This is a genomic window from Bradyrhizobium semiaridum (genome assembly GCF_020329505.1).
Classification (GTDB): domain Bacteria; phylum Pseudomonadota; class Alphaproteobacteria; order Rhizobiales; family Xanthobacteraceae; genus Bradyrhizobium; species Bradyrhizobium semiaridum.
In genome coordinates this window covers 227,942-240,928 of the sequence record NZ_JAGKJJ010000006.1, presented here as the reverse complement: position 1 = coordinate 240,928, position 12,987 = coordinate 227,942, and the positions used below count along the sequence as shown (strand labels likewise).

Below are 12,987 nucleotides of genomic sequence, written 5' to 3'. Positions count from 1 at the left end.
TGAACGGACGTCCGCAGCTAACGACGGGCGCATCAAGAGGGAGTGCATCACATGGCCATTTCACGCCGTGACGTTTTGTTGGGCAGCGCCGGTGCACTCGGCGCCGTATCCTTCTCCTTCCCAGCCCCCGCCATCGCACAGTCGGAACCGATCAAGATCGGCTGCTTGGCGGCGATCACCGGCCCAAGCTCGGCGCCGACGGTCGGCTTCAACCGCGGCGTCAATTTCGCGGTCGACGCGATCAATAATGCGGGCGGGGTGAAGGGCCGCAAGATCGAGATCGTGATGCGCGATACCCAGGGCGATCCTACCAAGGCCGTCAATGCCACCCAGGAGCTGATCAGCCAGGCCAAGGTGCACGCGATGTGGGGGCCGCTGAATTCCGGCGAGGCGCTGGCGACGACGCCGATCATGGCGCGCGCCAAGATGCCCGACATTCATCCCTGCGTGGTCGAGAGCCTGATCGATCCGGTCAAGTATCCGAACGCGTTCCGCATCGCTCCGTCCAACAACCAGTGGGACGACGCGGTGCGCAACTATTGCCTGAAGATCCTCAAAGTGAAGAAGGTCGCCGTGATCGGCGATACCACCGGCTACGGCGTCACCGCGGTCGGCGCCTCGGTCGCGGCGTTCAAGAAGGACGGCGCCGAGGTGGTCTATCAGGCCAATGTCGATGCGACCCAGCCCGACATGACGCCGGACATGCTGCGCGCCAAGAACGCCGGCGCCGAGGCGATCATCGTGTGGAGCGTCTCGACCGGCATGGAGGCGCGCATGTTCAACACCCGCGCCACGATGAACTGGGACGTACCCTTCGTCGGCCATCCCTCGATGGCCTCGGGCGAACTCGCCAGCCTCGTCGCCAAACCGGAGAACTGGAAGAAGGTCTACGCCATCGGCTACAAGAGCTGCAGCTATGACAGCGCCGGCAAGCTGCCGCCGAAGAGCGAGGATCTCGTGGCGCGGCTCGCCAAGGCCAACGTGGCGCTCAACGACACGCTGCTGTGGTGGGTCGCCGGCGGCATGGACTGCATCGAACTGATCGCGAAAGCGGTGGCGGAAGGCGGCTCGACCAACAGCGCCGACATCATCAAATACTGGAACACGCTGTCGAGCTATCCCGGCTATTTCGGCAATTATCGCTTCTCGCCGACCGAGCATAACGGCTACCTGACCGAGGAGATCGTGATGTCGGAGGCCTCTACGGCCAAGAACGGCACCTTCGCGCTCGCGCCAGGGTACAGTTGAGCCAAAGGCGAGGGCGCCGCCGATGCTCGCCTCGATCCTTGCCTCGGGCCTTGCGGCCGGCGCGATCTACGCGCTGGTCGGTGTCACCTACAACACGATGTTCTCGACCTCACGGGTGATGAGCTTCACCGCCGGCCAGCTCGCGATGCTGGGCGGCGTGTTCGGTTCGATGTTTACGCTGAAGCTCGGACTGCCTGTCGTCGTCGGCTTCGTGCTGACGCTGGTGTGCTGCGCCATCATCGGCATCATCACCGAGTTCGTCGCGGTGCGGCCGGTGCTGAAAAGCCTCGACCAGCACCTCTACGTGCTGTCGACCCTGGCGGTCGCGCTGATGATCCAGCAGATCGCGGCGATCAAATGGGGCACCGAGCCGCAGCCATTCCCGCGCATCGCGGGCTGGGGCGAGGGCGTATGGGATGAAAAATTCTGGCTGCCGGTCGTCGCCTGCGCGTTCACGATTCTCGGCCTCGAATATCTCTACCGCCGCACGCTGGTCGGCCGCGCCTTCCTCGCCATAGCGGAGGACAATTTCGCGGCGCGGGCGCTCGGCCTGCCCGAGCGCAACCTGCGCATTGCGAGTTATGCCCTCGCCGGCGTGGTCGGCGGCATTGCCGGATATTCCGGCGGGCAGCTGTTGCTTGCCTTCTTCGCCAACGGCGCGCTGCTCAATTTCTACGGCTTCGTACCGGTGGCGCTCGGCGGGCTCGGCAACAATCGCGGCGCGATCATTGGCGGGCTGGCGCTCGGCCTGTTCCAGCAGGCCGCGAACTTCCTGGTCGGCGGCATCTTCTCCTCGGTCGCGGTGTTCACGCTGTTCATCATCGTTCTGCTCGCCGCGCCGCAGGGGCTGTTCGGCGTCTCGACCGCGCGGAGGGTCTGATGACTGCGGTCACCGACGCTCCGTCGCGAACCGAAAGCGGCGCTTGGCGCGCGGCGCTGCCGCATGTCGCGCCGTTCCTCGGCATCCTCGCCGCGGCATTTCTGCTGCCGTTCGTCAGCAACGACTATTGGGTGCTGATCGGCACGCGCGCGGCGATCTACTGGGTGCTGGTCTCCGGCCTCAATCTGGTGGTCGGCTTCGCCGGCCATCTTGCGATCGGGTATGTTGCGCTGCTGACGCTCGGTGCCTACACCACCAGCGTGCTGGTCGCCGGCAATGTGACGCCGGCTATACCGGTGTTCGCGGCGCTGCCAATTGCCGCTTGCATCGGCGCGATCTTCGGCGTGATCGTCGGGCTGCCGGCGCTGCGGCTGCGCACCTTCTATTTCGCCATGTCGACGCTGGGCTTTGCCACCATCGTGACCCAGATCGCGCTGGCTTGGCAGAGCGTCACCGGCGGCGGTATCGGCATTGCCGGGCCGGAATTTCCGGCGCCGTTCAACACGCCATGGGGCTTTTATAGTCTGTGCATCGCATGCGCTGCTATCACGACCTGGATGAGCGCCAACATCGCGCGCAGCCGCTTCGGCCGCGCGCTGATCGCGGTGCGTGATGCCGAGGTCGCGGCCGAGGCCAGCGGCATCTCCAAGCCGAAAATGCTGATCGCGATCTTCCTGTTCGCCGGTGCGCTGGCGGCGATCGCCGGCGGCCTGTTCGCGACGCTACAGACCTACATCACGCCCGATGCCTTCACCTTCGACCTGTCGGTGCTGTTCTTCATTGCGATCCTGATCGGCGGTCGCGGCTCCATCCTCGGTCCGATGCTCGGCACCATCATCCTGACCATCCTGCCGGAGATCGCGGCGCCGCTCGCGGCGTGGTCGACCTTCCTCTATGCGGTGCTGCTGCTGGTGATCGTGCTGGTGATGCCGGGCGGCATCGCGGCGCTGCTCGATTTCCGCAACCGCCGCCCGCTCGCCAGGAACCGCGCCATCGTGCCGCGCCCGGCGGCGCTCGCCGACATCGTGCGCCGACGCGACGCCGGAAAGACGCTGCAGCTGCGCGGCATCGCGCTGAGCTTCGGCAACGTGAAGGCGATCGACGGCCTCGATCTCGACGTCGTGCCCGGCCGGATCCACGGCCTGATCGGCCCGAACGGCAGCGGCAAGACCACGACCTTGAACGTGATCTCCGGCTACTACGCGGCCAAGGCCGGCAGCATGACACTCGGCGGCGAGGCGCTGCCCGCGGGCCAGCCGGTGCTGCGCGCCGCGCGCGGCATTGCGCGCACCTTCCAGACGCCGCGCGTGATCGGCGAGGCCTCGGTGCTGCAGAACGTCATGATCGGCGGTTCGATCGAGGGCAGGGCGACATTCGCGGAGGCGATGCTGGCGTTGCCGCGCAACGGCGCGGACGAGCGCCTGCTGGCTGACAAGGCCCGTGCACTGCTCGGTGTCGTCGGATTGGAGGCGCTCGCCGAAGTGCGCGCCGATCGCCTGCAGCACAGCGAGCTACGCTTCATCGAGATCGCGCGGGCGCTGATGCTCGATCCGGATTTCCTGCTGCTCGACGAGCCCGCGGCGGGCCTCGCCAATGACGAGATCGAGCGGCTGGCCACGTTGATCAAGGCGGTCTGCGGCCGTGGCACCGGCGTGCTGCTGGTCGAGCATCATGCCGATCTGATCTTCGACATCTGCCACCAGGTCACCGTGCTCAATCTCGGCCGCACGCTGGCGGCGGGAACGCCGGCCGAGATCCGCGTGCACAGGGAGGTCGTCAGTGCTTACCTCGGCGGCTGAACCTCTGCTCTCGGTGAGCGCGCTGGAATCCGGCTACGGCAAGATCCGCGTGCTGCATGGCATCGACATCAGGATCGCGGCCGGCGAGGTGGTGGCGCTGCTCGGCCCCAACGGTGCCGGCAAGACCACGCTGCTGCGTGCGATGTCGGGGCTGCTGCCGGTCAATGCCGGACAGGTCCGCTTCGACGGCCGCGACATGACCAACGCCACGCCGCGCGATGCGGCGCGCGCCGGCCTCGTCCATGTGATCGAGGGCCACCGCGTGTTCACGCAGATTTCCGTCACCGACAATCTGCTGCTCGCCGGCTACGATCTGCCGCGGGCCGAGCGCGCGGCGCGGGTCGAGGAGGCGCTGTCGTTCTTCCCCGAGATCGCCGAGAAGCGTCACGAGCGCGGCGGCGCGCTGTCCGGCGGACAGCAGCAGATGCTGACCGTGGCGCAGGGCCTGGTCCGGCGGCCGCGGCTGCTGATGCTGGACGAACCCTCCGCCGGCCTGTCGCCGGTGCTGGTCGACCGCGTCCTCACCGTGGTGCGCCGGCTGCGCGAGCAGGGCACCTCCGTGCTGCTGGTCGAGCAACTCCTGGAAAAGGCGCTGGCCTCGGCCGATCGGGTCTACGCCCTGGTGCAGGGTGCGATCGCGCTGGAGGCGCCGACCGGCGAGAGCGATTTGCCACACCGGCTCGAGCGCGCTTATTTCGGCCACGAAAGCCATGCATTGCAGAGCTAGCCGGCTGCAACTTGAGTGCTCGGCGGGCCGCCGTTCGCAACTTAGGATCGGACGAAAGCCATGCGCCGGAGCGTCGCAATCTGCGCGTGCGCCATAAAATGGCACGACAGATGCAGTCAGCTTTGCTAAGATTCGCAACAATACCCGATTGTTGATCGTTCTCGCGTTGGTTTTATGGCTTGTTGCGGTTGCCTGCGTCTGCAGCTCTCTTCAAGAGGCCTACGATGCAATGTTTGCGTTGCGGTTGTCAGAACAAGGCGACCAATGAGTATTGCGAAGGGTGCGGGGCCTCTCTCGGAATTGCGTGTGAAGCTTGCGGCCACCTGAACGGATCGAGCAGCCGCTTCTGCGGCAAATGCGGCGCTGCGCTGGTCACGGCGATCGACGCGGCCCACGCGCAGCCGTCGCATGAACGCGCGCTGAGGAGCCTGCACGCCAAGGGCGGCGAGCGGAAGCACCTCACCATCCTGTTCGCCGACATCAGCAACTCGACCGGCATCATCGACAGCCTCGGCGATCCCGAACTCGGCATGCGGCGACTGCAGCCGGTGCTCGACCTCATGAACGAGGCCGTCCATCGCTACGGCGGTGTCGTCAACAAGGCGCAGGGCGATGGCGTCATGGCGATGTTCGGCGCGCCGCAGCCCCATGAAGATCACGCGGTGCGGGGCTGTCTGGCGGCCCTCGCCATGCAGGATGACGTCAAGCGGCTGCATGACGTCGATCTGCAGATCCGCGTCGGCGTCCATACCGGCGAGGTCGTGTTTCAGGCCATCGAGCACGGCATCTACCAGACCTATGACGCCGCGGGCGCCAATGTGCACCTCGCCAGCCGCCTGGAACACCTTGCCGAGCCCGGGACGATCCTGATCTCGCGGGAGACCTATGCGGTCGCACGGCAGTTCGTCGAGGTCGAGCCGCTTGGCGAGCAGACCATTCGGGGGCTCGCGGCCCCGGTCGAGGTGCTCAAGCTGCGCGGACTTCAGCACGCGCCATCGAGCGGCGTGTTCCGAACCGGACGGCGGCTAAGCCCACTGACCGGGCGCGGCGACGAGTTCGCCGCTCTGACGGCCGAACTCGAGAGCACCCGCCGGGGTGACGGCCGCGTGGTCGGCGTTGTCGGCGAAGCCGGCATCGGGAAGAGCCGGCTTTGCTTTGAATTCGCCGAAAATTGTCGCGGCCGGGGCATCCGTGTTTTCGAAGCCCGCGTGCTCGCGCACGGCCGCGCAACGCCGTTTCAGCCGGTGCTGGCGCTGTTCCGCGATATCTTCGGCTTGCGCATCAAGGAGGAAACGCCTGATGTTTCGCGCCGTCGGATCCTCGACCGGCTGGCCGGAATGCCGGTCTCCGATCATCTGGCGCCGGTGCTGCTGGAGTTCCTCGGCCTCGCCGATCCGCACCAGCCGGCTCCAAAACTGGATCCCAAGGCGCGCAAGACCCAGCTGCTCAACTTCGTCGGCGAATTGGTGCGCTCCGCACCGCGCGACAACGTGACGGTCGTCTTGATCGACGATCTGCACTGGATCGATGCGGCCAGCGAGGAGTTCGTCGAGGCGCTTGCCGACGCCGTCGTCGGGACCACGACCATGCTGCTGGTCAATTTCAGGGCGGGATTTACCGCGCCGCTGATGCAGCGATCGCACTACCGTCAGATCAACATGGCGCCGCTCGAGCCCGCGGAGGCGCAATCGATCCTGCGCGACCATTTCGGGACCGACCCGTCGCTCGCGCTGTTGAGCAGGAACATCGTCGAGCGCGCGCACGGCAATCCGTTCTTTCTCGAAGAGCTGATGAACGTGCTCATCGAGCGCGGCGATTTCGAGGGTGAGAAGGGTGCCTATCGCCTGAAGGGCGGCATCGACACCATCCCGCTTCCGACCACCGTGCAGGCGGTCGTCGCGGCGCGCATCGATCGGCTCGACGAGCGTGCGAAACGCGCCCTCGAGGTCGCGTCGGTGGCCGGGCGCGAAATCTCGCTGGCGGTCCTCGATGCCGTAGCCGGACTGGTGCAGGCCGACCTGCTGGAAGCAGTCGGACATTTGCGTCGGGCCGAGCTGCTCTACGACGTGCCGCCCTTCGAGCAGCGGCTGATCGCGTTCCGTCATCCGCTGATCCAGGAGGTCGCGTATCTGTCGCTGCTGCACGAGCGGCGGCGTGAGCTGCACGCAGCCGTCGCGCAGGCCATCGAAAAGCTGTTCAAGGAACGCGCCGAGGAGCGCGCGTCGCTGCTCGCCTACCATTGGGAGCATGCCGGCGAGCACCTGAAGGCTGCGCAGCAGCATATGCGCGCCGCGGTCTGGGTCGGCGCCAACGATCCGAGTCAGGCCCTGCGCAGCTGGAAGAAGGTGCGTGAGCTATTGATGCACCAGCCCGCGTCGCAGATGACCGACTATCTGAAGATGATGGCTTGCGGCCAGATCGTGAATTTCGGCTGGCGCGAGGGAATTCCCGCCGCGGATGCGCAAGTCTATTTCGAAGAGGCTCGCGGCATTGCACTCGCGATCGGCGATCTGCGCGCCAACACGCTGATCCACGCGGCCTACGGCCGGATCTTGGCGAATGGCGGTTCGGCCGACGAATATGTCGACAGGGTGCTGGAAGCCAAGGCGCTCGCCGACAGCAGCACCGATACCAGCGTCCAGGTGACGCTGAAGGCCGTTCTCTGCCATGCGCTCCGGCTCTCCGGCCGCATGTCGGAGGCGCTGCAGATGAACCTGGAAGCGGCCGCGCGTGCCTCGGAGATCGTGAAGTCCGACCGCGAGACGCTCGGCTTCGACGTCGAGATCTGGCTGACCGCGATGCGCGGGCAGACGCTTGTGATGCTCGGGCGCGGCTCCGAGGCGCGGCCGCTGCTCGACCACGTGCTGCAACTGGATGGCAGCCAGGTCGACGCCATTCACTACGTCATTCCAAGCCTCGCCTATGTCGACCTTGCGTGGTCCGAAGGCGACGTCGGGTTGGCCCAGCACCACGCCGATCGTGCCTTCTCGCTCGCGATGAAGAGCGGAAACCCGTATCTGCGGGTCTATGCCCAGGCCAGCCGCGGCTTGGCCCATTTGGTAGCCGGCCGCATCTCCGCGTCGATCGAGGATCTGGAGGCGGCGCTCGACTTTGCGCGATCCCGCAAGGCCGGTCTCGAGAACGAGGCACGCATCCTGGCGGATCTGGCGAATGCATATCGGTTGAAAGGCGACACGGCCACGGCATTGTCCGTCGTCGATGAGGCGATCGCGGTTGCGGTCGAGCGGCATGCGCGCATTCCGGAATGCCTCGCACGGTCGGTGCGGGCCGATCTCTTATTGCGATCCGACAGCAGCGAAGAAGCGGCCGAGGGCGCAAAGGAATTGGACCGCGCTACGGCGCTGCTTGAGGAGACCGGGGCGATGATTTTCGCGCCCTTCGTCGGTGCCGCGGGAAAGACCGTCAGATCGATTCGCAGTTCGAACGAAGCCAATAACAGTTGATGACCTCATGCTGTTTGCGAATACCACCGGCGAACCGCTCGGCAAGGGAAGCGCCCGCATCTGCCGGCACCAGCTCCTTTACGAGATCCTGACTGATTTCAGGCAGGCATTTCCAGAGCTGCGCTTCGAACTCGATGAAGCAAGCACGACCGTCAATGCGCAGGCGTTCATTCGTGGCAACGACCGTGTCGTCCGCCTCTACGGCGGATTGGCCTATCACGCCTCGATCGGTGCCGACGGGTTGATATTCACCCTGCTTCACGAGGTCGGGCATCACCTGTCGAGGGGCGGACGGCTCGCCGCCAATGCCGAACTCGGCTGCGAGTGCGCGGCGGATCGCTGGGTTTTGACCGATGGCATGGCCCGGCTGAAGAAGAGGACAGGGCGGATGTTCTCGATCGAGCAGGCCGTCGCGAGCGTTGAGAGCATAGCGCCCGCCGTTTGCGGCGCGACGGTCCGCAAGCGTGGTCCAAGCGTGTGCTGGGCCGATCATTGGCCTTCGCGAAAACGCATACTCGTTCGACCGGAATCCGCGCCGGCTATTCCGCGGTGTTATCTGTCTGAATTTTTGCGTGTCGGTCAATTTGCACAAGGGAGAAGATGAATGGGTGCCCTACTTCCCGTCGGCAGCGGTCCCGATGCTGAAATCGTGGACCGGCTGAATGAGCTGTTCAGCGGTACGGAACTGGCGTCGCTTCGCCGGCACAACAAGAAGGAAAAGCTGTTCGACGCGAACCACCGATTGTGGCGGGTGGCGTTTCGCATCGGCGCCTACCCGAGCCGGGACTACGGCAGCGACGACGCCAAGCGGAAATGGTTCTTCTTCCTCCATCATGTGCTGACGCAGGATACGCAGGATGCGATCAAGAGAATCCTCGGCGATGCAATGACCCGATCTGCCATCAGGGCGGTCAAGTTCTCGGTCGAGGAAAACAGTCAGGTCCGTCATCCGCATCTGTTCCCAAGCAACAACGAGCCGCTTGCGAACTATCTGAATACGGCCGGCAATACCTATCTGGTCCATCTGGTCGTGAAAGGTCCGATGGATGACAGCGCGGAGGATCCGCCCGGCGACAACGATCCCGATCATGGCGAACAGCCGATCAGCTGGCCGAAGCTCGAGCTGCGCAGGCCGGCCTTCAGACGAACCAAATCGGGCCGCGGGAAGAGGCCTGTCAAGAAGAAGGTCGGCAGCAAGAGGAAGGCCGGCAAAAAGGCGGCCAAGCGACCGCGCAAGCGTTGACGCGGCGATCACGGCGGTCGATTGTGCGGGCAGGGGCCGGCGGATGCGCCGGCCCCTCTGTCTCCAGGTCGCCTGTCTCCAATTCGTCGTGACATCCGGCTGGCGGCAGCGCTTGCTGCCGGCCGCCCGAACTCCGCTACGGGGCCGTCACTGCCCGTTCCGTTGCGGAAAGAATGCTGCGTCCGATGCGACTCCCATTTTTCTACGGCTGGATCATCGTCGCGGTGACGTTCGTCACCATGGCGATCGGCGTCAATGCGCGGACGGCGTTCTCGCTGTTCTATCCGCCCATCATCACCGAGTTCGGCTGGGAGCGCGGCATTACCGCGGGCGCATTCTCGTTCGGCTTCATCGCCTCGGCGATCGCAAGCCCCTTGATCGGGCGGCTGATGGACCGCGGCGGGCCGCGTGCCGTGATGGAACTCGGCGTCGTCCTGATGGCATCGGGGCTGCTGCTGGCGCCGCTGACCACGCAGCCCTGGCACCTTTATCTGACGATCGGCGTGCTGGTCGGCTCCGGCAGCGTCTGCCTCGGCTATTCCGGCCAGTCGCTGTTCGTGCCGAACTGGTTCATCCGGCGTCGCGGCCTTGCGATCGGGCTTGCCTTTGCTGGCGTCGGCATCGGCTCGGTGACCTTGCTGCCCTGGGTGCAGCACATAATCGAGCAGACCAGCTGGCGCACCGCCTGCACGGCGATGGGCATCATGGTGCTGGTCGTGCTCGCGCCGATCAATTTGTTGCTACACAAGCGGCCGGAAGATATTGGCCTTCAGCCCGACGGCGATGACGCGCCGACGGCGACGTCGGCCAGGCCTGCATCCAACATCGTCGATCCGGTTTGGGCCGGCACCGACTGGACGCTGCCTCGCGCGCTGCGCACCGCGCGGTTCTGGTGGATCGCGGTCGGCTATTTCTGCGGCCTGTACATCTGGTACGCGGTGCAGGTGCACCAGACCAAATTCCTGCTCGATATCGGCTTCAGCTCGAACGTCGCCGTCTGGGCGCTCGGCGTCGTCAGCATGATCGGGATTCCCGGCCAGATCTGGCTCGGCCATCTCTCCGACCGGATCGGCCGCGAATGGGTTTGGGCGATCTCCTGCTTCGGCTTTGTCATCTGCTTCGCCGCGCTGGTCGCCCTGAAATACTGGCCGGTGATGCCGCTGGTCTGGCTGATGGTGCTGACGCAGGGCGCGCTCGGTTACGGCCTCACCTCGGTGATGGGTCCGGTCGTGCTGGAGATCTTCCAAGGCAAGCACTACGGCAGCATTTTCGGCACCGTGATGCTCGCCGCGCTCGCCGGCGGCGCCGCCGGGCCATGGATCACCGGCCAGCTCTACGATCTGTCGGGCAGCTATACGAGCGCCTTCACTCTCGCCATCGTCGCCAGCCTGCTGTCGGCATTTGCGATCTGGCAGGCCTCGCCCGGCAAGGTCCGTGCCGTCGCCGGGCAGATGCACAAGATCGCGCTCAACGCTTGAGCGATACTACGCCGACGAACCGGCGATCGCCCGCCGGAGGTCGGTGATCGCGCGCAAGAAACTGTCGGGCGGCGTGGTCTCGGGATCGATCAGGCGGTGCAGGCGGAAACCGTCTTCCAGTGCCAGCACGATGGCGCCGGTCCATTCTGGATCGAGCATCGCGTTGCGGCCGCCGTTCTTCGCAGTGGTCGTCACGATATCCGTGATCAGCTTGCGCCGCGCGCGCAGCCGCTTGGCGAGTTCGGGCCGGCGCTTCTCGGCGCGCGCGACGAACAGGATCATCTCCATGTGCAGCAGCGGCGAGCGGCCGAGCGGATCCTGCTGGCTGCGATCCATGGTCCGCAGCGCCTCGAGAAAATCGGCGAGGTTCTTGTGCTTGGCGAGCAGGTCGAGACATCGTTTGATCGACTGTTCGACGTGATCCTCGAGCATCGCGAAGATCAGCTCGTCCTTGCTCTTGAAGTTCGAATAGAACGCGCCGCGCGTGAAGCCGGCCGCGGCCGCGACCGCCTCGATGCTTGCGCCGCCGATGCCCTGTTCCTCGAACACCTGCGCCGCCGCCTCGAACAGCTTCTCGCGGGTATCGTCCCGTGTCGGTCTGGTTCGAACCCTTGACATCGGTGCATTTTAGGGCAAAATGCAACTCGATACAAGAATGTATCGAGTTGCGCTGATACCGAGCCGACCGATATCGAAATGACCGGGCCGTCGAGCCCGGCCCGAGGATGACACCAAGGCGCGCCACAGTGCTGGCACCCGCGCAGCGAGCGAACGAGGTCACCATGAACGAGCACGTTCAGTCGACGAGCAGCGAGCCGCTTTTCAATCCGCTGGCACCCGAATTCATCCGCAATCCCTATCCGCATTACGAGCGGCTTCGCACCACGGATCCGATGCACCTCAACGCGCACGGCGCGTTCGTGGCGAGCCGGCACGCCGAGGTCAGCCTCGTGCTGCGCGACAAGCGCTTCGGCAAGGACTATGTCGATCGCACCATCCGCCGCTACGGTCCGAAGATCATGGAAGAGCCGGTCTTCCGCAGCATGAGCCACTGGATGCTGCAGCAGGACCCGCCGGATCACACCCGCCTGCGCGGCCTCGTGGTCAAGGCGTTCACCGCGCGCCGTGTCGAGGACATGCGCCCGCGCATCCAGCAGATCGTCGACGAGACGCTCGATCGCGTCACCCCGCAGGGGAAGATGGACCTGATCGAGGATTTCGCCTTCCGCCTGCCGGTGACCATTATCTGCGACATGCTCGGGATTCCCGAGGAGCATCGCGAGGCCTTCTACAACGGCTCGCGCGACGGCGGCCGTCTGCTCGATCCGGTGCCGCTGACGGCGGAGGAGATCAAGCAGGGCAACGCCGGCAACACGATGGCCGCGATGTATTTCCACCAGCTGTTCGAGCTGCGGCGCAAGCAGCCCGGCGACGACCTCACCACGCAGCTGGTGCAGGCCGAGGAGGACGGCCAGAAGCTCACCAACGAGGAACTGACCGCCAACATCATTCTTCTGTTCGGCGCCGGCCACGAGACAACCGTGAACTTGATCGGCAACGGCCTGCTGGCGCTGCACCGCAATCCGGACCAGCTCGCGCTGCTCAAGGCCAATCCCGGCCTGATCACCAATGCGATCGAGGAATTCCTGCGCTACGACTCGTCGGTGCAGCTCACCGGTCGCGTCGCGCTCGAGGATATCGAGGATCTCGGCGGCAAGCGAATCCCGAAGGGCGAGACCGTGCTGTGCCTGCTCGGCTCCGCCAATCACGACCCGGCGGTTTATCCCGACCACCCCGAAAGGCTCGACATCGAGCGGCCGAATGTGAAGCCGCTGTCGTTCGGCGGTGGCATCCATTTCTGCCTCGGAGCCCAGCTGGCGCGCATCGAGGCCGAGATCGCGATCTCGACCCTGCTGCGCCGGATCCCGGACCTGCGGCTCGATGACGCTGCCAATCCGGAGTGGCGGCCGACCTTCGTGCTGCGCGGCCTGAAGCGGCTCCCCGCGAGCTGGTGATCGCGGCCCGGCAGTGATTCCGGCGTGCGCCCGGGGAAACCACCCTTTGACCTGAAGTCACAGCGGCAAAGCGCTGTGACTTCGCCATACTTGTCTCTATATATGGGCTGCTCCGGCTTTCGGCGTGCGCAGG

At 65.4% G+C, this 12,987-nt stretch carries 10 protein-coding genes; 9 read left to right on the top strand and 1 reads right to left on the bottom strand.

What is annotated here, in order from left to right:
• Positions 1–51: 51 nt before the first annotated feature.
• The 8 genes from J6500_RS09965 to J6500_RS09930 all read left to right on the top strand — a co-directional run bounded on the left by J6500_RS09965 (position 52) and on the right by J6500_RS09930 (position 10,839).
• Positions 52–1,248, top strand: coding sequence for an ABC transporter substrate-binding protein (locus J6500_RS09965; protein ID WP_225712514.1), 1,197 nt, complete (start codon positions 52–54; stop codon positions 1,246–1,248).
• Between the two features lie 22 nt (positions 1,249–1,270).
• Positions 1,271–2,128 carry a branched-chain amino acid ABC transporter permease gene (locus J6500_RS09960; protein WP_225712513.1) on the top strand — a complete coding sequence of 286 codons (858 nt, stop codon included), beginning with the start codon at positions 1,271–1,273 and terminating at the stop codon, positions 2,126–2,128.
• Entirely contained in the window at positions 2,128–3,927 is a 1,800-nt protein-coding gene (locus J6500_RS09955) for a branched-chain amino acid ABC transporter ATP-binding protein/permease (RefSeq protein WP_225712512.1), read from the top strand. The genes J6500_RS09960 and J6500_RS09955 overlap by 1 nt, the downstream gene beginning before the upstream one ends.
• Complete coding sequence (locus J6500_RS09950) at positions 3,908–4,654, top strand: ABC transporter ATP-binding protein (protein WP_225712511.1); 747 nt, start codon at positions 3,908–3,910, stop codon at positions 4,652–4,654. The genes J6500_RS09955 and J6500_RS09950 overlap by 20 nt, the downstream gene beginning before the upstream one ends.
• A gap of 224 nt (positions 4,655–4,878) precedes the next feature.
• Complete coding sequence (locus J6500_RS09945; RefSeq protein WP_225712510.1) at positions 4,879–8,118, top strand: adenylate/guanylate cyclase domain-containing protein; 3,240 nt, start codon at positions 4,879–4,881, stop codon at positions 8,116–8,118.
• 7 nt (positions 8,119–8,125) lie between these two features.
• Positions 8,126–8,722 (top strand): hypothetical protein, encoded by a 597-nt coding sequence (locus J6500_RS09940; RefSeq protein WP_225712509.1) that lies wholly within the window; start codon positions 8,126–8,128, stop codon positions 8,720–8,722.
• A complete protein-coding gene (locus J6500_RS09935) occupies positions 8,723–9,361 on the top strand; it encodes a hypothetical protein (RefSeq protein ID WP_225712508.1) in 639 nt (212 codons plus the stop codon).
• A gap of 185 nt (positions 9,362–9,546) precedes the next feature.
• Positions 9,547–10,839 (top strand): MFS transporter, encoded by a 1,293-nt coding sequence (locus tag J6500_RS09930; protein WP_225712507.1) that lies wholly within the window; start codon positions 9,547–9,549, stop codon positions 10,837–10,839.
• Between the two features lie 6 nt (positions 10,840–10,845).
• On the opposite strand, the gene J6500_RS09925 is transcribed toward J6500_RS09930, so the two are convergent.
• A complete protein-coding gene (locus J6500_RS09925) occupies positions 10,846–11,457 on the bottom strand; it encodes a TetR/AcrR family transcriptional regulator (RefSeq protein ID WP_225712506.1) in 612 nt (203 codons plus the stop codon).
• Positions 11,458–11,621: 164 nt separating this feature from the next.
• Here J6500_RS09925 and J6500_RS09920 point away from each other — a divergent pair, with 164 nt between their 5' ends.
• Positions 11,622–12,854, top strand: coding sequence for a cytochrome P450 (locus J6500_RS09920; protein ID WP_225712505.1), 1,233 nt, complete (start codon positions 11,622–11,624; stop codon positions 12,852–12,854).
• Positions 12,855–12,987 lie beyond the last annotated feature (133 nt).

Excerpts from the sequence above, each read along its gene's own strand:
- J6500_RS09955 (WP_225712512.1), top strand. The coding sequence starts at position 2,128 with ATGACTGCGGTCACCGACGCTCCGTCGCGAACCGAAAGCGGCGCTTGG.
- J6500_RS09935 (WP_225712508.1), top strand. The coding sequence starts at position 8,723 with ATGGGTGCCCTACTTCCCGTCGGCAGCGGTCCCGATGCTGAAATCGTG.
- J6500_RS09960 (WP_225712513.1), top strand. The coding sequence starts at position 1,271 with ATGCTCGCCTCGATCCTTGCCTCGGGCCTTGCGGCCGGCGCGATCTAC.
- J6500_RS09940 (WP_225712509.1), top strand. The coding sequence starts at position 8,126 with ATGCTGTTTGCGAATACCACCGGCGAACCGCTCGGCAAGGGAAGCGCC.
- J6500_RS09925 (WP_225712506.1), bottom strand. The coding sequence starts at position 11,457 with ATGTCAAGGGTTCGAACCAGACCGACACGGGACGATACCCGCGAGAAG.
- J6500_RS09920 (WP_225712505.1), top strand. The coding sequence starts at position 11,622 with ATGAACGAGCACGTTCAGTCGACGAGCAGCGAGCCGCTTTTCAATCCG.
- J6500_RS09930 (WP_225712507.1), top strand. The coding sequence starts at position 9,547 with ATGCGACTCCCATTTTTCTACGGCTGGATCATCGTCGCGGTGACGTTC.
- J6500_RS09965 (WP_225712514.1), top strand. The coding sequence starts at position 52 with ATGGCCATTTCACGCCGTGACGTTTTGTTGGGCAGCGCCGGTGCACTC.
- J6500_RS09945 (WP_225712510.1), top strand. The coding sequence starts at position 4,879 with ATGCAATGTTTGCGTTGCGGTTGTCAGAACAAGGCGACCAATGAGTAT.